The 20,633-nt window shown below is 53.6% G+C and carries 16 protein-coding genes; 11 read left to right on the forward strand and 5 right to left on the reverse strand.

Annotated features, from left to right (window positions below; genetic code table 11):
- The first annotated feature begins 26 nt into the window (after positions 1–26).
- Positions 27–1,133 (forward strand): phosphorylase family protein, encoded by a 1,107-nt coding sequence (locus tag ACOAP0_RS08195; protein ID WP_498374853.1) that lies wholly within the window; start codon positions 27–29, stop codon positions 1,131–1,133.
- Positions 1,134–1,448: 315 nt separating this feature from the next.
- On the opposite strand, the gene ACOAP0_RS08200 is transcribed toward ACOAP0_RS08195, so the two are convergent.
- Positions 1,449–1,688, reverse strand: coding sequence for a S1/P1 nuclease (locus tag ACOAP0_RS08200; protein ID WP_498374852.1), 240 nt, complete (start codon positions 1,686–1,688; stop codon positions 1,449–1,451).
- A 239-nt stretch (positions 1,689–1,927) separates the two neighbouring features.
- Between ACOAP0_RS08200 and ACOAP0_RS08205 the strand changes: the two genes are divergently transcribed.
- The 7 genes from ACOAP0_RS08205 to ACOAP0_RS08235 all read left to right on the forward strand — a co-directional run bounded on the left by ACOAP0_RS08205 (position 1,928) and on the right by ACOAP0_RS08235 (position 9,250).
- Positions 1,928–2,497, forward strand: coding sequence for a hypothetical protein (locus ACOAP0_RS08205; RefSeq protein ID WP_498391370.1), 570 nt, complete (start codon positions 1,928–1,930; stop codon positions 2,495–2,497).
- A 65-nt stretch (positions 2,498–2,562) separates the two neighbouring features.
- The gene (locus tag ACOAP0_RS08210; protein ID WP_498374850.1) at positions 2,563–3,027 is read left to right on the forward strand and encodes a hypothetical protein; all 465 of its coding nucleotides are present in this window, start codon (positions 2,563–2,565) and stop codon (positions 3,025–3,027) included.
- Positions 3,012–5,519 carry an HD domain-containing protein gene (locus tag ACOAP0_RS08215; RefSeq protein WP_498391371.1) on the forward strand — a complete coding sequence of 836 codons (2,508 nt, stop codon included), beginning with the start codon at positions 3,012–3,014 and terminating at the stop codon, positions 5,517–5,519. Before ACOAP0_RS08210 ends, ACOAP0_RS08215 begins: the two co-directional genes overlap by 16 nt.
- Before the next feature lie 651 nt (positions 5,520–6,170).
- Positions 6,171–6,578 (forward strand): transposase, encoded by a 408-nt coding sequence (locus tag ACOAP0_RS08220; protein WP_498374848.1) that lies wholly within the window; start codon positions 6,171–6,173, stop codon positions 6,576–6,578.
- Positions 6,579–6,598: 20 nt separating this feature from the next.
- Positions 6,599–6,907, forward strand: coding sequence for an IS66 family insertion sequence element accessory protein TnpB (gene tnpB, locus ACOAP0_RS08225; protein WP_498391372.1), 309 nt, complete (start codon positions 6,599–6,601; stop codon positions 6,905–6,907).
- Positions 6,908–6,983: 76 nt separating this feature from the next.
- Positions 6,984–8,597: an IS66 family transposase gene (gene tnpC / locus ACOAP0_RS08230; protein WP_498374846.1), complete on the forward strand. Its 1,614-nt coding sequence runs from the start codon at positions 6,984–6,986 to the stop codon at positions 8,595–8,597.
- Between the two features lie 47 nt (positions 8,598–8,644).
- Positions 8,645–9,250 carry a plasmid pRiA4b ORF-3 family protein gene (locus ACOAP0_RS08235; RefSeq protein ID WP_498374845.1) on the forward strand — a complete coding sequence of 202 codons (606 nt, stop codon included), beginning with the start codon at positions 8,645–8,647 and terminating at the stop codon, positions 9,248–9,250.
- A gap of 41 nt (positions 9,251–9,291) precedes the next feature.
- Here the strand turns inward: ACOAP0_RS08235 and ACOAP0_RS08240 are convergent, their stop codons facing one another.
- The 4 genes from ACOAP0_RS08240 to ACOAP0_RS08255 all read right to left on the reverse strand — a co-directional run bounded on the left by ACOAP0_RS08240 (position 9,292) and on the right by ACOAP0_RS08255 (position 14,022).
- Positions 9,292–9,456 carry a hypothetical protein gene (locus tag ACOAP0_RS08240; RefSeq protein WP_498374844.1) on the reverse strand — a complete coding sequence of 55 codons (165 nt, stop codon included), beginning with the start codon at positions 9,454–9,456 and terminating at the stop codon, positions 9,292–9,294.
- Positions 9,457–9,807: 351 nt separating this feature from the next.
- On the reverse strand, positions 9,808–11,385 hold the full coding sequence (locus ACOAP0_RS08245) for an SNIPE associated domain-containing protein (protein ID WP_498391374.1): 1,578 nt from the start codon (positions 11,383–11,385) through the stop codon (positions 9,808–9,810).
- A gap of 799 nt (positions 11,386–12,184) precedes the next feature.
- Positions 12,185–12,481 carry a helix-turn-helix domain-containing protein gene (locus ACOAP0_RS08250; RefSeq protein ID WP_498374842.1) on the reverse strand — a complete coding sequence of 99 codons (297 nt, stop codon included), beginning with the start codon at positions 12,479–12,481 and terminating at the stop codon, positions 12,185–12,187.
- Positions 12,482–13,551: 1,070 nt separating this feature from the next.
- Positions 13,552–14,022, reverse strand: coding sequence for a hypothetical protein (locus ACOAP0_RS08255; RefSeq protein ID WP_498374841.1), 471 nt, complete (start codon positions 14,020–14,022; stop codon positions 13,552–13,554).
- 2,265 nt (positions 14,023–16,287) lie between these two features.
- On the opposite strand from ACOAP0_RS08255, the gene ACOAP0_RS08260 reads away from it, so the two are divergent.
- The 3 genes from ACOAP0_RS08260 to ACOAP0_RS08270 are packed head-to-tail and all read left to right on the forward strand — an operon-like array spanning position 16,288 to position 20,623.
- Positions 16,288–18,492, forward strand: coding sequence for a type I secretion system permease/ATPase (locus ACOAP0_RS08260; protein ID WP_498391376.1), 2,205 nt, complete (start codon positions 16,288–16,290; stop codon positions 18,490–18,492).
- A 23-nt stretch (positions 18,493–18,515) separates the two neighbouring features.
- The gene (locus ACOAP0_RS08265) at positions 18,516–20,009 is read left to right on the forward strand and encodes an HlyD family type I secretion periplasmic adaptor subunit (protein WP_498374754.1); all 1,494 of its coding nucleotides are present in this window, start codon (positions 18,516–18,518) and stop codon (positions 20,007–20,009) included.
- Positions 20,006–20,623, forward strand: coding sequence for a hypothetical protein (locus ACOAP0_RS08270; RefSeq protein ID WP_498374755.1), 618 nt, complete (start codon positions 20,006–20,008; stop codon positions 20,621–20,623). The genes ACOAP0_RS08265 and ACOAP0_RS08270 overlap by 4 nt, the downstream gene beginning before the upstream one ends.
- Positions 20,624–20,633 lie beyond the last annotated feature (10 nt).

Below are 20,633 nucleotides of genomic sequence, written 5' to 3' on the forward strand. Positions count from 1 at the left end.
GTGTTTCCATTTTCAAGGAGGTTTCTATGACAACAAAGCACTACACCCGCGCTGAGAAGACCACAGAAAGCAACCGCTTCTACCCCAAAGTCACGGGCCTGCCCGCGCTGCCGCGAATTGACTGGTCAGCCATTGGCAAACCTGCCCCCAAGTTGCAGGATTTGCCCGCCGGAACGCCAGCCAACATGCTCCCGTCGGCCGATGTGGTTGTTATCACTTGGGCCTCTGCCGAATGGGCCGCGATGGAACACGTGTTTGTGGAAAGCGACCGCGACATGCCTTACTCAGAAGCCGTCAAAGGCTACTGGGACGGCTGGACCAAGTACGACACCGACCTGCCCGACCACTCCCACACCCCCGACTGGACCTACTGGGGCTACTACCGCTTGGTCAAAATCGAGGGGCAAACCGTCCTCCTCTTCAAATCCAACACCCATCTGGACTGGCCGGGTGCGAGCTTTTTGGCCACATTGACCGAACGCTTCTGCACCCAAGTGCAGCCCTCGCTCATCATGTCCATCGGCACCGCCGGAGGCTGCCGCCCCCAAGACCACTTGGGCACCGTCAACGTCGTCAACGCCGCCACCATGTACGAGCAAGGCCAATCCCCCAGCGCGTGGCCCAACTACAGCAACAGCTATGCCCCGGCTTGGAGCATCATCGCCAAATCAGGCTTTAGCTCTTTGCTGTTCCACATCCCCGCCACCAGCGACAACCTGCAATCCATTGCAGACCAGTTCAACACCTTCTATGGCACCAGTTACCCACTCTCCATACTCAATGCCGACGGCCTGGACACCCCCACCACACTGCCTGCCCTCAACAACCTCACCCTAAGCCAAACCCCACTACTCACAGCCTCCACCTTTGTGGTCGGCACCACCGCGGGTGAGTACGCCAACTTCGCCGTCATTGAAATGGACGACGCCGTGATCGCGCAGACCTGCCAAGCACAAAGCGTCGCCTTTGGCTTTGTTCGCAACGTATCCGATCCGGCCCAAAACCCCGACCTACCAAGCAAGATGCAAGCCAATTGGGGCAGCGCGGTGTACGACGTGTTTGGCTTCTACACCAGCTACAACGGCGCCCTGGCCGCCTGGGCCATCATTGCAGGCATGGGTGCGCCGTCTTGATGGGCTGCGCTCCAGCGTGACGGTTACTGCTTCTCGGCCTCCTCACCGCAGAACTGCATGCCGCTGATGCTGGTGGTGGCGTCCTTCTCGGGCGCTTTCATACTGCGTCTCCTGCCGCACGCGGACGGTTTGTCACTGGAAGCCATAATAGACGTCGCCAATGAGGTGAACCACATACTTCAGGGCAGTCAGCCGCTTTACGTCGTCACCAGGCGCACGCAAGATTTCGATCTGCATATCAAGGGCAGCCACGACGCATTTTGCCATCCGGGCAGTCTCTTTCTGGCTGGTAGTTGCAGTCACCCCTCGGCAAGTTCACGTAGTGCCAGGAGGCGGTCGCTGGATGCGGTGTTCATCTGCCCACGTGGAGATACCCGGCAACGTAGCACCCGGCTCCAGTGCCAGCAACTGACGCACCTCTTTGCGCGCTGCAGGACTGAGCTGGGCATCAGCCAACATGGCAATGATACTGTGGCCATCAGCGCCCCAAGCTATGGCCATAGGTGCATTGACCACCAGACAGAGACTGATCAAGGCTTTTTTGAAATGTGGCATGCGTGCTTCCTTATTTGACAGAGATAGCAAGCTTGACCTTATTTATTCATGCCAGTTTGGGCGTGTCCGTATGCAACCACCGGCCAACCCTTGTCGGGAATCCATCAAGAAATTCCAGTGCACACCCAAGTATGGGGTGGAGTCCGAAATTAGATCCAATCCATATAAGGAGCGATAGCGGGGACAGTAACTACGAATATGGGAACTTGACAGATATTTAGTCTAGCTATAGACTAGATATGGTTATGGTCAAAATCCGATCACATTTCTTGATCCATGAAGTCAGTGCGCTAACTGGGTTCAGCAAGTACATGCTGGACTACTTGGCCCGTGAGAAGATTTATGTGGCCGGCGATGCATCGAAGAGTGGCCGCGGAGTCCGACGCAAATACACCTATGTAGACTTGGTGCTATTGCGGGCCCTCAAGGCTATTTGTGATGGTTCTGGAAAGATTCAGCACTTGAGGCAATGCCTGTCTACGTACCGGGAGCGGTACGGTGCGATCACACCTGAAACACCACTCAATGATGTTTTTGTGTCGTATGGTGGCCAGTTGTACGTCCGCGACGAGATGGGCCAGGCGACGAACACATTGACTGGGCAGATGGTCTTTGCATTTCACATTGACTTGGCTCAGGTGACGAAGGCACTTGCAGAGCAATTGGAAGTGGATCCTGTGACCAAAAGCATTTCATTGACCGAAGAAGCGCGCGTTCGCGCGGATAACATTCGGCATGAAATCTGGGCGCGGATTCAAGTGGCGCGAGACGACAGGATGAGTGGAAACCCGATGGGCGAGGCGGCGTAAAATACAAAATCTCTCAGCAAATGAGGGAGTCAGCCCCGTCCTCCAATGCAGAGGAGGTTAGAAAAATGGCACGAGATTACTCAGCATACGAACGCGAAAGTTACGGCTGGATCGACGACAAGCCCCCGCAGGCACGCCTCTCACCAGAGCTGCTCGGGTGCATGTTGATGTGCGCCTGGCGCGCGACGGCCGACTCCTTAACGCCTGATGACGAAATCCCTGTCGAGCAGCTCCTGCAGGGGATTGTTGTTGAAGCGAATCCGCCCGGAAAGATTGCAAGTACGTTGCACTTGGAGCGCCGCATTGACGGTCCGCTCTTGCAAGAGCGAACTCAGATTGTCGCGGGCGCTCAGAACGCCGGCATCGTTTCGAGAATGAATCCGAGCAATGTGAAAGTCATTGCGCGCATTGATTCCATGCAAGCGTCTTTGCTTTTGAAGCAATATGCAGTCGACTTCCCTGACGAGGTTGCCTGGGTAGAACAGTTGGTTGAAAAACAACTGCCTACTCAAGCATGTCTACCAGCGTAACCCCCCCTCTGGACGCACTACGCGCCGATCTAAGAAATGCGGCGCCAGCACTTATCGAAGCCATCTTCGATCGGATTGCTCCGAAGTTATTGGTTCCGAGTGAGACAGTCAAAGTAGGCACATCCCGGACCAAGGCCTTCAACGATCCCATTTGGAAGATCGTCTCCGCTGACCCCACGGCTCAAACCATCATCTCGACGCCGCTGATGCAACGTCTACGACGTGTGAGGCAGCTGGGCCTCGCATTCCTCGTTTTCCCAGGCGCACTCCACTCGCGCCTCGAACACTCGATAGGGGCAATGAAGGCTTCAAGCCTGATGTTCGATGAGCTATATCGTGCTAGCCAAAAACATCTTCCTACCTCAATTAGCGACAAGATTGCCGATCATCGGCAAAGCATATGTATCGCGGGCTTAATTCATGACTGCGGTCATCTCGCCTTTAGCCATGTCGGCGAGCGCGTTCTGAAGTCTCTGTTTACAGAGCAGTTCAAGCAATTGAATCTGGTACTGGACAAGCACTTCCCCAGTACTTTCTTGCCCAAAGCGGGAGAAAGTTCTCTTAGTCCCGAAGTAGAAAAATCCAAATCCTCTGCGCCTGCAGAGCTACTGTCAGTGCTGTTTGCCTTGTCGCCTGCAATGCAAAAGCTTTTGACAGATATTGGACTAAGTTCTGTTGAAGATCGCATGCTAACCATCACGGGCTTCATCATCGGGCGCCCCAAGAATCTGATCATGGAGGACGGGGGGAAAAAGCACTTCCTTAGCTTCTTGAAGTGCATCGTCTCTGGCGACCTGGATGCAGACAAGATTGATTACGTCGCCCGCGATGCCTACTTTAGCGGCCTCCCAATTCCAGCTGATGTATCCCGACTGCTTTCACAACTGACTGTCGTGCACGTTGACAAAGATAGCGACACGAACTCAGACATTCATCTTGACCAAGAAGACAACTCCATCACGGACGCTTACTTATTTGGACTCAAGCCTGCTGGTGCATCGGCGCTAGAGATGTTTGTAATGACGCGCTCCTATCTGTTTGAGCGCATCTATTGCCATCACAAAGTCCGCGCAGCCGAACGAATGATCGAGCGCCTTTTGAGACAACGCTTGATGTTGGCTCACAAAGAGGAAAAATGGGACACCGAAAAGATCTTGTCGTACCTACTTCACCCCACAGGTGACGATGGGGTATTGCATGAAATGGCGACTCACCATCTGCAAGAAAACGACGATGAACACATTCGAGATTTCGCGACCCAGGTATTGAACCGGGAGATCCCGAAACGTGCACTCGCCATTTCAAGACAAACCGTCTGGGGGCAAACGAAGAGCGCCGGCAAGATGAGCTCCGACGCATTGTTTTCATGGAACCGAGTGCTTGAGACCGATCCTCAGGTCCTTCAGCGTGAAATTTGTAAATCCATCGGCTCCAAAGACTTCGACTCCTTGTATGTGGACTGGCCACACAAAAACCCGATTCAAGAGAACCCGGACATTGTTGGTCATGACGAGTTCATGCTCAAAGGGGCGATGAAGATCAATCGCTACTTCGACGCACAACAGCTCTCCAATGCCTACCAAGAGGTGAAGCAAACAGGCTGGATTTTTGCTCCCGATGGCAAACGCGTGGAATTTGCCGCTGCCGCCGCATACACACTTGCCAGTAAGTACGACACACTGATCAATCGCGAAGCGTTGCGCCGGGCCAAAGTAGATACGAACGAGTTCAACAAAAGCCTCGATGACAATCTGGAAAAGTTCATAGCCTCAGAAGGAGGCAATGAACCTGTCGCGCGGCGAATTGTCTCGGACTTGAAGTCGACCAGTACATCACAGCAACTGATCAGACCGGCAATGCATCAGTTGAAAGCATTCCTGTCTGATATCGGTACTACAGACCACGAGGCAGTCGCAATGCGGATAAGAAGCGGCGTAATCGCTTCGGAGCTCACACGCGACCACTACGCTGACTACTTGAACTCAATGGAAGTGCTATCGCTCTTGCTCAACTACATTCAGGCCCACAGGTTCACAAAGACTTTCGACGACACCAAGGGACAACGCAAAGAAGACTTTCTGCAGGAAAATCTGGAGCAATGGATAGACAGCAGCGATGCAGGCAAAAAACTGAAAAGGCTGTTCAGCGTCTCCCGTCACCCTGGAGCGGCCAATGGCACTACCGACTTGGTATTTAAACCGCAAAACGGATCAAACTCCATAGTGGTCGAGTTGAAGTCTGAGGACGCAAACTTTTCAAAAATGTACGACGCTCATGCCGGGCAGCCCATGGCCTATCAGCAAGACAAAGAAATGAGCCGTGTCTCCATTCTGTTTTGCCAATCCAAAGGAAGCGACCTAGGGAAGACAGCTGATTCGATTCAGCTAAGAAAAACGTCGTCCGGAAATCAAATCCCCATTCTTGCAATTTGTGTTGCAATGATGATGACCGATAAGCCTAGTGCACGTGGACATCAATCAGTGGCAGTGTGAGTAGTACCGGCGCCTTTTTACCCGTGCCCATAATTTTGTACATCGAAAAGTAGGCCACTGTTAGTGTGCACCCACACTAGCCTAGCGGGCCATTTGTACCGCCACACACACAGGTGCGATGCCGTCTGCTCTATGGGCCGCCAAGTTGGCTGACAACCCAACCCTGCCTTGAGTTGCATCTGTACTGTTGAAGAGCATTGGTAGACTTTGCAAAGATGTATTGGCGGGGCAATCGTCCACTCCGTAAGCGACCAGCCAAGTCGCCTTGTTGATTGAGGCGTGCCTGTGTCAAACGCAGTCTCGATTTGATACAGCTGTGGAACGCAAACGCGGCGTGGATTTGATACACCGTTGTGTGGGGCGATTTGTAAGCAACCGGTCAACGCACATTGACGGCGCAATGTTTACGTGGTCTGCGGTGCCCAGTTGTGAGGCAGCAATTCCCCGATCTGACTGGCCCGCTGCGTGGGCAAGGTCACCTAGAAGCCGACGCTGATTAGCCGGGTCTCTTCTGGCGCCACCGACTTTGGAACTGTGGCCAGCATCGGGCACACAACCACTTGGTTGAAGATACGTATGCGTCCGGCGAACACACATTGAATTCGCGTAGCTGAACAAGGATGCTTGTGTCCACAAACTTTAGATGGACACATGTACACAACTCCAACCTCACCGGCCGCTGGCAACCAGCACAAACGCAGTTGGCGCAAGCATTCTGATGAATTCAAGGCCCGCGTTGTCGCGTTGGCTCTTGAGCCCCATGCATCGATGGCGTCCGTGGCGCTCGCTAACGGAATCAACGCAAACATGCTGCGCTGCTGGGTGCGCGCGTCCTCGTCCGCAAGTTTGCCCAGCACAGTCGCTCGTGATGACCTCAACGCCCAAGCGCTGTCGTTTGTACAGTTGCCCATCCAACTTGACAAGTCCCTGGCCACTCCAGCTGCACCGGCGACTTCCCCCGTTATTGAAGTGCAGATTCAGCGAGGTGAAACCCGTGTTGTGGTCAGCCTGCCGATGATCAGTGACAGTGCCGCATGGGTGCGCGAGGTGCTGGGTTGATCCGGGTAGATGAAGTATGGATGGCGGCGCAACCATTAGACATGCGTATGGGGAGTGAAGCCGCATTGGCGCGCGTGGTGTCTGTCTTTGGCGCCGCCCATCCACACCATGCCTATGTATTTGCCAACCGGCGTGCCAACCGCATGAAGGCGCTGGTGCATGACGGCATCGGCGTTTGGCTGGTTGCGCGACGGCTTAACGCCGGCAAGTTCGTCTGGACCTCACAGGGCAGCGTGAACCTGCAACTGAGCAGAACACAACTGAACGCATTGGTGCTGGGATTGCCATGGAAACTACTGGGTGAAGCCGGAGTAATTCGCATTATTTGAGGCGTGTTTATCGACGCTTTGCAATTGCTGTAAATGCCGATGCGCGCCTTGCAAAACGCCAGCATGATCACCTTCCATGATCAGCGCGCAGCAGCTCGTTTCCTTGGACCCGCAAGTGCAGCAGTTGCTGCAGAACTTGCAGGCCGAACACGATGCGCAACTGAGAGCGAAGGACGCGCTGATTGCGCAGCGCGAGCACGAGGCCGTATTCAAACAGGCAGTGATCGACAAGCTCACGCACGAAGTTGCGGTACTCAAGCGCCTGAAGTTCGCCGCCACCAGCGAACGGTTTGCCAGCACCCTGGCGCCCGAGCAGCGCAGCCTGCTCGAAGAAACACTGGACAGCGACCTGGCTGAACTCGAGCAGGAGATCAACCAACTCGGCCTGGCCCCCAAGAGCGCTGATGATGAGAAGAAGAAGGCCAAGCGTAAGGCTCTGCCGCCACACCTGCCACGGCGCGAGGTGAGCCACGAGCCAGCATCCACCACCTGTGGCTGCGGCTGCCAGATGCAACGCATTGGCGAAGACGTATCCGAGAAGCTGGACTACCAGCCCGGCGTGTTCACGGTAGAGCGCCACGTGCGCGGCAAGTGGGCATGCCGGCACTGCGAGCGGCTGATACAGGCGCCGGTGCCCGCACACGTGATCGACAAAGGTATCCCGACAGCCGGACTGCTGGCTCATGTGCTGGTCGCCAAGTTCATGGATCATCTTCCCTTGTATCGTCAGGAACACATCTTTGAGCGCGCCGGTATGGTGATCGCGCGCTCAACGCTGGCCCAGTGGGTCGGTGAATGCGGCGCCCAGTTGCAGCCTCTGGTGAACGCACTGGCCGACGAACTTCGCCGCCACGTGGTGCTCCATGCTGACGAGACACCAGTGGCCATGCTCAAGCCTGGCAAGGGCAAGACCCACAAGGCATACATCTGGTCGTATTGCACACCCAGCTCCAACCCGGTCAAGGCGGTGGTGTTCGAGTTCTGCGAGACCCGCAGCGGCGAGAACGTGCGGGACTTCCTCAAGCTTGAATCGGATCAGGCATGGACGGGCACGCTGGTGACGGACGGATTCAGTGGCTATACAGCCTGCGTTGAAAAGGGCGTGACCTCAGCACAGTGCATGGCACACGCACGACGCAAGTTCCATGAATTGTGGGTCCACCACGGCAGTGAGGTTGGCAAACAGGCGCTGCGCTTCTACCAGAGCCTGTTCCGAATCGAGCGCGAGATTGAAGACAAGCCTAGTGATGAAAGGCGACGGACTCGACAGCGAAAGTCCAGACGAGTACTGGCAGTATTCCACCGCTGGCTGATTGCCAGGCGGCAATTGGTTCCGCCTGGTTCTGCCACCATCAAGGCCATTGACTACAGCCTCAAACGCTGGGTTGAGCTCACACGCTTCGTCGACGACGGCGATGTGCCCATCAGTAACAACTGGGTCGAAAACCAGATTCGCCCGATTGCCCTGGGGAGATCCAACTGGCTCTTCGCCGGCAGCCTGCGCGCGGGCAAGAGGGGCGCTGCGGTGATGAGCTTGTTGCACTCAGCGCGCATCAACGGGCACGATCCCTATGCTTACTTCAAGGACGTCTTGGAGCGTTTGCCGACCCAACCAGCAAGCCGCATTGACGAACTACTGCCTCATCGCTGGGCGCCACCTGCGGCTGCTGATACCCATGCAGCTGTATAGACCGCTGCGGTTTGAATCGCCCCGCATTGGACTGATAAGCTATGCCGATGGCATTGCGAAAAACCGCATCAATCAAAAAGCGTAAACAGAAGTACGCCTACCAAATGTTGGTCAGGCTAGTGGATAGCGAGCCGCTCATCTGGCGCCAGATCAGTGTGCCAGGAAACATGACGTTGGCAGACCTGGACCGCATCATCCAGGCGGCTATGGGTTGGACCAACAGTCATTTGCACCTATTCACAATTGACGGTCACGTGTACGGGATGCCTGATGATGAATCGGTGGATGAGATGCCCAACCTGCCCGACGACGAATTCACCTTGGACGAAGTACTGGGAACAAAGGTAAAAACCTTCTTTTACGAGTATGACCTCGGAGATGGCTGGCAGCATCAGGTCAGCGTACAGATGGTCATGATCGCCAACGAGGGGCACAACAGCTGGCCAATGTGCCTAGCCGGTGCAAATGCTTGTCCACCAGAAGATGTAGGCGGATTGGGTGGCTACGAAGAGTTTCTTGAGGCCATCCGGGACCCCTCGCATGAAGAGCACGATGCAATGCGCCGATGGTGCGGTGGGCCGTTCGACCCGATCGGGTTTGACATCAACTCAGCCAATCGCGACATTCGCAGATGGCTCATCGAGGGTGAATGAGCGAATGACTGCAGCTGCGGCGCGCCCTTAGTCAAGGTGACTTAGCCGGACGCATACGAAGATACAGCCACACCCCCTTCTTCAGGCCGGTTGGCTTTGCAATTGCCATCGCAAAACCGGTAAGCACCGGGCATCTGCCCCTCTACCAATGGGACATTGAAAGAAGGACTCACGACAGAACCTTTGAGTGCAGGAGGTTTGGACATGGCCTGAAGTTAACAGGAAAGTGCAGTTGCCTCTGTAACTATCAGTAGGTTGCGCTAGTCCTGTAGGTTCGGAATAAGAAAGTGATTTGGATGCTGGCTGGCGCTTCCATATGGCGCCTATCCCTTGGCGAGACGAAGATGAATGCAGTACCGCACGCATGTTTAGATAGACGGACCATCTATCGCATAAGGACAAGCATCAAAAGGGGGATGACAAAGCAAAAGCGCTCACAATAAACTGGCAAATGGTCCACCATTGCCCACTGCGTGGGACGTAGAGATTCCAAGACTCAACGGCCTGAAAAAGTCCAAACTCCCGCACGTAAAATTAGGGGCGTTAACAACCGTTTTTCAAGCGACTTCCTCGCGCTCAATTTCTTCGTCAATTGCTAATTGGTGGCGCGTCCACTCCATCTCGACACTTGGGTTTTCGCGAATCTGCTGCTCGATCTGGAGTGACGCTCTGTAATCCTGGGCTTCAGCCTTCATGGTCCAGTGCGTGGAAACACCAAGTTTCTCCAACTCCGTTCTGATCTCGGGCAATCCGATACGAAAGAATTCCTTGCGAGGATTTACCTTGTTCAGTTGCTGGCGCAGAAAGTGGCGATGCAGTGACTTCTCTAAACCTGGTGCATCCTCACTGAAAATCATGGCGTGAATATCGAATTCGAAGGGAACACTGGCATCACCAAGTTCACGAACTCGATCCTTGGGCTCCAGTCGGCGGGTCATACCTATCTTGAATACTTCTTCACCGAAAGAGCCGATATTGGAGATCACATAGACATGGCCGGTGCGCGTTTGCTGGGCCATGGACAAAGCGCGTTGATTCTTTTCTTCGGCCTGTTTTAACTTCTCCTCCAAGTCGCGCAATTTAGTTTCAAACTCTGCACGTTGTGCGTCGTTGGCTGTGGCTACTTGTTGTTGAACCTTCTCCATGGCTTTTTTGAGCGCTTCTTCTTCTTTGGCTGCATCCTTGATCGCGCGCTCATATTCACGCCGTGCTTTTTCTTCCTCACGCATTTGCTCCCGCAATGCGCGCTGCTCTTCTCGATCTTTGTCTTTCAGGGCATTTGCCGTCGCTGCCCATTTAAGCTCTTCCAACCGAGCGGCCAGGAACTCAGGTGTGATGCGAGCATTTCGAAACGCCGCTCCGTTGTTGTTCACCACGGCAAACGAATCACGAATCTCTTGCTCAAGTTTCCCGAAATTGTCCGCTTTGCTACGGGACAAAATCGAATCAACCTTGCCATTGAAAGCGTCTGTGACAAAGCGGATCGCCGTTGTCTTTCGGGAAGCCTCCGCATAGTCGCAGCTAGCAGCGCGACCGGCCTGGATCATTGCGCGAGTTGAATCGCGAGCCGCCTTTAGTTTTTGCCCTGCTTCCGCATAGCCGAATTCATCAGCTAGATCATCAAGCAGACTGTAGGTCGGAACGATGTACCGGTCGCCGTAGCCTTCAATGATGCTCTTGATCGCTGTGGCCGTATCTTGGAATTCCTTTGCACGGTTCATGGCTGAATAAGCATCACCGGCTATTTCCTCAGCCCGTTTTCTTGCTGCAGCGATGATGTTTGTAGCCTCTATGTCTGCGGAAGCCAAACGCTGTTCGGCACGGGTAATGGCGTCCTTCGCAGTTTGATTGGCTTCGTGCTTTTCCTTAGCTGCCTGTGTCTTTGCCAGACTCAATGCCTCATTGGCCTCGGAAAGAATCTCCTGCGCCTTGGCCTCAGCATCGACCACCCCTTGATACTTCGCTAACGCTTCCATTCGTCTTTGAAGTTCGACAAGTTCATTTGCTTGCGCTGTGATTCTTGAATCACGCTGAGAAACGGCTTGACTGAGTTCTTTTGAAACCTGTGAAGCTTTTCGCAGTTTCAGATACAGCCATATCAATGCCGTTAAGGCAAGAACAAGTAACAAACCCATAGGTCGGAGCTCCCCTCTGTTTTTTGACGTCGAATACTACTTCGACTTGTAAAAATCGCCATCACTCTTTGTACCTTGGAAGTCATTCAGATTTACCCTCAATACCCCAGCCACGACGGGCAGAGACGCTCAGGAAAGCTGCTATGTCCTGAATTTTTTCATAGCGTTGATTGCGTCCGCCTGCAACCTAGGCAACTTAAGTTAATGGCAGCTGTTTCCAACTTGCTGTTTTCCTTCTTGAAATGTCCAAGGAAAACACCGCATCACTATTGGCCCATTTTTCAAGCGGCAGCCATAGCGTGCCGAGGTGTCACTGGAGCAAGTAAGACAAAGCGGTCTTTTGCAAGAATTTTCTGAATATCTACTTCGTAGCGGGTGCGGCCGGTCATAGGTGCTGGTCGACCGACTACTGCCAGTCCCGCTGACAACGGGCTGCTTCGTGGCGTTTTAATCGGAACAGATCAAGCAGGCCGGCCTCTTGCGCTTACTTTAGCGCTTCGGCACCTATAGGCAGCTGACTGTCCTGCGAGTCCAAGCCTCTCGCGCTGTTTATTTTCCATTCTGCGCCTTGGTGGTTTTGCCCTTGACCTTGTGACAGCAACAAGACTGGCGTAGACCGAATCCTTCGTCAATACCTACTATTTGCGGTGCAACACGAAAGCGGAAACGCCATAAAAAAACCGCCAAGGTTGCGCGTGCTGACAGCAGAGGCGTGGCGGTTATGTTGGCGTGAATTTTAGCGCACTTGGGTCACGTGCCAACTTCACGCAGCAACTAAGATTTTGCGGTGCGCTAGGGGCTATTTCTTAGATGCACGTGCTCGCTGGCGGATGCCTCCGGCCTTGGGCATGTTCAAGGGGCTTATGGTGATCATGTGTGCAACATTGCGCAACCAGTCCTCTCGGCCAAGCGCACGGACGATTGCAATGAGCGTTCTCAAGGTTGATCCGTTGCCAGACTCCAAATTCTTCAACGCACTGACGTTGCACCCCGCACGCAAGGCCAAGGTGGCTCGTTCGATGTTCAGTTTAAGGCGCAGCGATTTGATCTGCCGCCCAATGTCCACCTCAAACTCTTCGATCGTATTTGCCTGCATTTTTATGGACTCAAATAGAGCTACAAAATCAAATATTGGCAGATTGTGGCTTTATTTGGATCCATTATGCAAAAGCACTCGATCTGCAACATCCAGTTCCGACCAACTGAGCTAGCCTTGGAATTGAATGGCCTCCTCATTCCAAATCTGAAGCGTTTTCAATGCCTTTGGGGACAGTTTTTTGAAATGATCTAGGCACCTGCTCGCACCAACAACCTCAACCGTCAATCATGGGCGCTGTGAACGCTACGTTGGCGCCTTTTGGCTGCTCGCTCCTCCTGCGTATAAAGGTAACTGCGTTTTCGTTTGAGTAGAGCATTGCTACTGGCGGCAATCTCGCCGGCACGCAGCTTATCTTGCGGGCGGTAGGAGTCTCCTGAGATGGGGACCACATGGGCGTGGTTGTCACTGGAACCATATCTGGGCCGTATAGGCCCACATTTGCTTCCATGTACTAGCGGAACACAAATGCTTCCGTATCGAAATCGAATTTGCTACCAAAATTGGTCGTAGTTTCGGCATACGTTGGACGAAAAGCGCTTTTCTTAGACAGATACCACCAATTGCGATTTTCAAAATGGCACGCTTATGGTTCCGGGTGGAACAGATATCCTTCCACCGAATTTCTTCGCAGGTTTCTACACTCAGCTAAATGATCAATTGCGGTGGTCGACGCTGTTTTCGTTAGGGGCCAGCAGCGGGGACTTGCATGCTTAGAAGAGGCAAATTTCGATCAGATCTAGGGCGAACTCCTGAATCCCTAAGGTGCAGCTTTAGCAGTGGCCATCTTTGAGAGATATTCATGCAAGCTCTAGAGCTATGAAATTTGCAATGCAGTCGATCACTGACGAGACTTGAGAGTCATATCGGGGCAAGGTCCGGACTCCGGTGACTGACTGCATTGAAGCTGTGTGATCTGGGGAGAAACTTTGCTAGGTCAGTTCGAGCGAGCGTCAGAGTTGGGCTGACTGCAGACATTCGGCGCGCTCCGAAGCAGTCGTCAACCCGGAGCTACCCCCCGCACGGAATGCCGCGAAGCGGCATGTAAGGCGTCCGGGTTGAGTGCGGTGTTAGAGGAAGGCCAATATTTTGGCGACTGCCTTAGCTGTTTCAAGTTTGAGTGTTGGCTTTTCGAGCCAACCGAATAGCACGGCCAGCAATGACAGGTAGCCAAACATGAAAACAGGAAACTGCCTGACGATGGACCAAATGCTGAGGAGATGAGATTTCTCTTCATGCCACACGCGAACAACGCGGCGAAAATCATAGGCGCGTATAGTCCAGATGATTAAAACGAAGGCTAGTGACAAGAGGGCATAAAACTGGGGTGAGTCAGTACCAAGTGCGGCCAAAGCGAAAGTGAAGGAAAAGAAGCCTACACGGTCATTTAGAAACTCACGGTACTGGTTGTACAGGAGTTGTTCGCTCGAGCTACGGAGTGGCGCTCGTGCTTTCTTGGTCTTGTACTCCCACCAAACGTAGAAGATGAATATTGTGACTAGGGATAGCCAGATCAGCAACAACAAGACAAGTTTAAGCATGTGAGAAGAACTCCTCTAACGTAATTTGCGCCCCAAACCGTGCAGGAAATTCTGGGGGCTGCGGGATAGACTGGGTGCAAATTTTGCTGAAAAGCCCCTCGTATTCTCGACCTCAGAAATTTTTATGTGCGTTTGTACGGATATAAAAATTGCGACGAACCAGGCTGCTGAATATCCCCCGTTTGGGTGACTCTGCAACCGACCGCTATCTTTGCATAGGCGACCGAGACAAGTCCGCCTTATTTGTATCAGGGCGGATGTGCGCTTTTAGGCATCTACTCCAAGGGTGCGCAGGACCGTTTTGAGTCGATTACGTGAGTTGTGCAGTCACATCTGTCTGCATATAGGTTCTTCTTGACTGGAAAAATTTCTTTCTAATGTAAGTAGCCTCGAAAAATCGGCAATGCGTAGTCGAATCATCCAGAGATTTACGATTAACCAAATTGACGATTTGTCCCCGAGTAGACAAATTCGCATGTTGATTTCACGGGAATTGTTTAGCTTACCGCCTCAAAGGGGAGACTGTAAGTGGACGATATCAAACCCATCCCGTTGCGTAAACCGCAGGGCACAAACCCTCTCGTCGTGTCTTTACGGCCATTGAGTCTCAAAAGCATCCTCGTATATCCACAGGGATATGAAGTCATTGGAACTATCCGGCGTGGCATGAACCTGGGCTTGTTGGCTATTGCTCCGGATGGGATGTTTGTCCGTGTGAACGGATGGTATGTTGAACACTTGGTCCAACGGGCAGTATGCGCAGCGATCTGCAAGTGCCAAGACCCACACCCCATCAGAGCTCGGTTAATTGCAGCCTCAAGACGAAACAGAATACCTATGGCAATGCCACTAGTTTCAATTCGCAAGCGGCGGTCAATTCAGCTTCCTGAATCGACTGGATCTCTGCAGCGCAGTGACATGCATCTTCCAGTAATTTCTGCATTTTTTCAGACTTGACAAAGCACACTTTCAACGATTTGTGCAATCCATGGTGAGCGCATTGTGGCGTTGGTTTTGCTAAAAAGCACACACCAGCTCAACTGCTCTTGCTTGTTTACGATCCCTGATTTGAATCCCCAAAAAGTGACGCTGATTAGCCGGGTCTCTTCTGGCGCCACCGACTTTGAAACTGTGGCCAGCATCGGGCACACAACCACTTGCTTGAAGATACAGCCACTCCGCCTTCTTCGGGCCGGTTGGCTTTGCAACTGCCATCGCAAAACCGGTAAGCACCGGGCATCTGCCCCTCTACCAATGGGACATTGAAAGAGGGACTCACGACAGAACCTTTGAGTGCAGGTGGTTTGGACATGGCCTGAACTTAACAGGAAAGTGCTGTTGACTCTGTCACTGTCAGCAGGTCGCGCAATCTCTGAGGGCAGCATCAACTTGCGATGCATGCGTCGGCGACTGTTCCAGTTGGAGCGGTTTGTTTCTGAGTTGCGTACATATTGTTTTTGTACTCTGCACCGCATTCATGGACCGTCAGGTAAAGGTGCTTAGCTGCTAGGCCCTGCTTGCGTGTCACTTGCCACTATGGATCCAGCAACAATCTTCGGGTCCATCATCGAGCCTAAAGTAACTTGACTGATTGCATGCGCCCAACGCAGTGAAAGCAGCTTTTGCGAGCAACGTGGGCGATTCGGTTCGCTGTTTGGAACAAAATTCTTCTGACCGCAAGGTCAAGCGTCTGGAAAGGGATGTGTCCCCAAAGGAATTCGCAAGCAAAAGTTCATAGGAAGCCGGGAATCAAAAGACGCTTGCCGCCCTTCAAAAGAACTCATGCGAGAAGTGACAGATGATGAGCATGCATGAAAGCTCATAACCAATCGTCACCTCTTTTAAAGAGATTCGAGTTCAAGCAATCGACCACCGTCTTTAATTGTATTGTTTTCCAGTGGACAGTGTTGCCTATCTTTAAGTCGCTTTTTCACTAAGGTTCGTGACTTTAGTTTGGTGTGTACATCAGTAGTCATCGCATGCACCAAGCGCAGCGTTGGAAGTGAAGACTAGTAAAACTCTCGAAACAGAGAGTGCTAGGCGGTCAGATCGCAGTCAATAAATGGGGAGAGTATGTTCATTTCAGGTTCGAGTGCGCGCACAGTCGCACCAATGATTTCTTCAGGCCGTATGGCTTCAGGATTTGTTTCCACGCAGCCTGTACGAATCTCGTGTTCCCCTCTTTCCTTTCACTCTTTCCATTCTTGCTGATCAACCGTTGAAGTGACGGAGTCAGCATTGGGTTCAATGGCAGAGTCAGTAGTTATGAGTTCGGCGACACAGTCGCTGGAACTCCTGTGCATGGTCGCGCGCCTGCACGGCGTTGCTGTGGATGCCGCGTCTCTCTCTCACCAATTAGCACTGACAGAAGACACCCAAGCAGACTTTGATTTGCTGCGTCTGGCAGCTAAGAAGCTCAATCTCAAGGCGCGGGTAGAGTCTGTTGCTCTCAACCGGTTGCGTTACACACCGCTCCCCGCTCTGGCCCAACTGGCAGATGGCTCTTGGGCTATGGTTGCCGCTGCGATTGAAAACCAAGTCCTGGTCCAACATTCCGCCCCTAAAGCCATGGGTGCTGGAACTGTTGCAGGCGCGGTCCCACCAGAAGACCTGCCAGTGCGCATGACGCATGCCGAGTTTGCTCAAGCCTGGCTAGGAGCTTCCGCGAAATCCTCAGAGAAGCCCAGCGGCCCCATGCTGCTCATTGCCAGTCGGGCGTCCTTGGTGGGCGATATAGCACGCTTCGATTTCAGCTGGTTCATTCCCAGTCTGGTCCGCTATCGCCGTCTTTTGGGTGAAGTGTTGGGTGCGTCGGTTGTGTTGCAGCTGTTTTCCCTGGTCACGCCCTTGTTCTTTCAGGTGGTGATGGACAAGGTGCTGGTGCACCAAGGCCTGTCCACCTTGCATGTGCTTGTCATTGGTTTGGTCGTCATCTCTTTGTTTGAGAGTGCACTGAACTTCATGCGCAGCTATGTATTCGCCCACACCACCAGCCGCATCGATGTGGAGTTGGGTTCCAGACTGTTCCGTCATTTGCTACGCCTTCCCTTGGCTTGGTTTCAGGCGCGGCGGGTGGGTGATTCGGTCGCCCGTATCCGTGAGCTGGAAAGCATCCGAAGCTTTCTGACAGGGCAGGCCTTGACCGTGGTCTTGGACGTGGTGTTCTCAGTCGTATTCATCGCCGTCATGCTCTGGTACAGCGTGCAGCTCACCACCATCGTCCTGCTGAGCATCCCGTGCTATGTGGCGCTGACGGTCCTGATCGTCCCCCCGCTGCGTCGCCGTCTCGATGAGAAGTTCGCCCGCGGAGCCGAGAACCAAGCCCTTCTGGTGGAAACCATTACCGGTGTTCAAACCGTCAAGGCCTCTGCCTTGGAGCCCATGGTGGCCAAGCGCTGGGATGACCAACTGGCCGCCTACGTGTCCGCCTCATTCCGTACCCAGACTTTGGCAAGTGCAGGTCAAGAGGGCATCAGTGTCATCGGCAAGTTGGTGACTGCTTCGACCTTGTTCTTCGGGGCACAACTGGTCATGGCCGGTGAGCTCACCATGGGGATGTTCATCGCTTTCAACATGTTTGCCGGCCGGGTGGCACAACCCATCATGCGCATGGCCCAGCTCTGGGCGGATTTTCAGCAAGTGGGGATTTCGATGCAGCGGTTGGGTGACATCCTGAACGCTCCTGCAGAAGTACCGCCCAGTGTGGTGGCTCAGTTACCCAAGCTGAACGGGCGCATCACCTTCGATCAAGTGAGTTTCAGGTACCACGCGGATTCCAGTCCGGTATTGCGGGATGTGAGGTTGGACATCGCCCCTGGCCAGGTCATCGGCATTGTGGGCCGCTCAGGTTCCGGCAAATCCACCCTGACCAAACTGGTACAGCGCCTGTATGTGCCAGAGCACGGCAGAGTCTTGATAGACAACGTCGACATTGCCCAGGTGGATGCTGCCCAGATTCGACGCCAGATCGGTGTGGTTCTCCAAGACAACTGGCTCTTCAACCGCTCAGTCAGAGAAAACATCGCCATCAGCCAACCCGCTGCCTCCATGGACCAGATCGTCTATGCGGCCAAGCTGGCGGGGGCCCATGGATTCATCAGTGAACTGCCCCAAGGCTATGACACTTTGGTCGGGGAGCAAGGCAGCAGCCTCTCCGGCGGGCAAAAGCAACGCCTGGCGATCGCTCGCGCCTTGTTCTCCAACCCCCGCATTCTGATATTTGACGAAGCCACCAGTGCTTTGGACTATGAGAGTGAGCAGATCCTGCAGCGCAATATGTCCGCCATCTGCAAAGGACGAACCGTCCTCATCATTGCCCACCGTCTGAGTGCTGTACGCCATGCCAACGCCATCGTGGTGCTGGACAAAGGGCGCGTCGTAGAAGGCGGAACCCACGACGAGTTGCTGGCCAAGCCGTCTCTGTATGCCCGACTGTGGGGAATGCAATCCGGTCAGGAGGTGCAGGCATGAGGACTCCCGGTTGGATGCAAGGAATGACAGATCGACTATCTGTTCTCAAAGCATTGCTAAAACGCTACCAGCAGGTGCTTCAACTGGCATGGGCGGCCCGTCATGAGATAGCAGGGCCAGACCGACTGGCGAGTGAACGTGCCTTCATGCCAGCAGCTCTCAGCTTGCAGGAAACCCCGCCTCACCCAGCACCCCGGCGCATCATGGCCATCATCTGCACCTGCGTGGTCGCAGCTCTGATCTGGGCAGCGTTCGGCAAGATCGACGTGGTGGCTCTGGCACCCGGGCGTGTCATCGTTAGTGAACGCAGCAAAGTCATACAACCCCTGGAGGCGGCCACCGTCCGGGCCATTCATGTCCAGGATGGTCAGGAAGTACAAGAGGGCCAGCTCCTGATTGAGCTCGATAGTACGCAAGTCGGAGCGGAGCATTCACAGAATAAGCAACAGTGGCTGGCGGCGAACTCCGAGAAGCTCCGCAGTCATAGCTTGCAACGGGCATTGAACTCTGGGGGTCAACCTGCACTGGCAGAGCAGCAAAGCTCCCTGTGGTGCGCAGCCACCAAGATAGAAAGTTGCGAGTCATGGCAGACCTTGCGCCAGCAACTTCAAACCGAATGGCAGGACATACGGAGCAAACGGGAAAGACTCGCCGCCACCGTCCAGACCCGGGAGAGCCAAATCCAGGTCAGTAAAGCTGCAATCAACCGCTTGCAGTCATTGCTAGTCACCCTCAACCAGCGGGAGGTGGACTACGCAGCGTTAGCCCAACAAGGATTTGTGAGCCAACACGGCCTGCAAGACAAAACCCGAGATCGCCAGGATATTGATAACGAACTGCTGAGAGTGCGTGCAGAACTGACAACCGCCATGTCAGCGCACCAGGAAGCGCTCAAAGAACAGAACGCCTACCTGGCAGAGATTCAGAAGAGCCTGGCGCAACGCCAGTTCACTGCGCAGCAAGAGATCGAGCGATTGGCCCAGGAACAGGTGAAGTCCCAACAGCGCCTAGAACTGCTCCAACTGCGTTCACCCGTCAAAGGAACCGTGCAACAACTGGCCGTCTTTACCGCGGGTGGAGTTGTCACGCCAGCCCAAGCCCTGATGGTGATCGTGCCTGCAGCACATGACATCAGCGCCGAAGTCATGGTGGCCAACAAAGACATCGGGTTCATCCATACCGGCCAGAAGGTGCGTATCAAGCTGGAAACCTTCAACTTCACCCGATACGGAACGATTGATGGGGAAGTGACTTGGGTGAGCGCAGACGCGCTAACCCGTGACCCACAAAACTCCAATTCAGCGAATAACCCGGCGAGTAACGGACAGGCGCCTCTGGCTTATTTTCCGGCGCACGTGAAATTGAATAAGCAAACCATCGATGTAGAGGGGAAAACCATGCCGGTGACACCGGGGCTAAACATTACTGCAGAGATCAAGACAGGACGGCGGACGGTATTGGATTACTTGTTAAGTCCGATTCAGAAAACGATTGATGAGAGTGCGGGAGAAAGATGAAAGACAACCTCGATATGAAAACTGACGCTGCTCAAGAAAAGCCATCTTGGAGTATTCGAATGACCAGCTGGAAATTGAATCAGTTCAGAGTAATCAACTTCAGTGTCTGGCTGGGCTACTTGATATTGGCAACCAACCTATTAAGTCCGGAGTGGGCCAGTCAACCCGCCGTCAAGGCAGCAGTGGCAGCGATGGCGCAGTGGATTCCGATGCTTGACAGCATTCGCGCAATACCCGGCGTGAATGATTGGATACGTACTTTCTATGCGGGAGTATGGCTTTTAGCACCATTCTTTATTTTGTCGGGGTGGTACATGCGCAGACAGGAGTGCAAAGAGAAAAAGGAGATGGCACGCACCTTTTCCGACTTGACGCTGGGCTTTGGAGTGTTGCTGGTCTACCCATTAGGCATTTGGATAGTCTTTTTTTGGCCAATACCGGATATCAATGGCTGGCGAGATCGAAGCGTTTCCAGTGGAGTAGTTGGTATCGCACACACGGTATTCATCATGTGTGGCTATTTCTGGGCGTGGGGGCTTGTCGGCAGAAGTATCTACACCCGCCTTCGTTTTGGCCACGTAAACGAATTCCTAGCCAAATCGACAAACAATTAATTCACAGATA

This window comes from Curvibacter sp. Hmag1.1 (assembly GCF_059769165.1).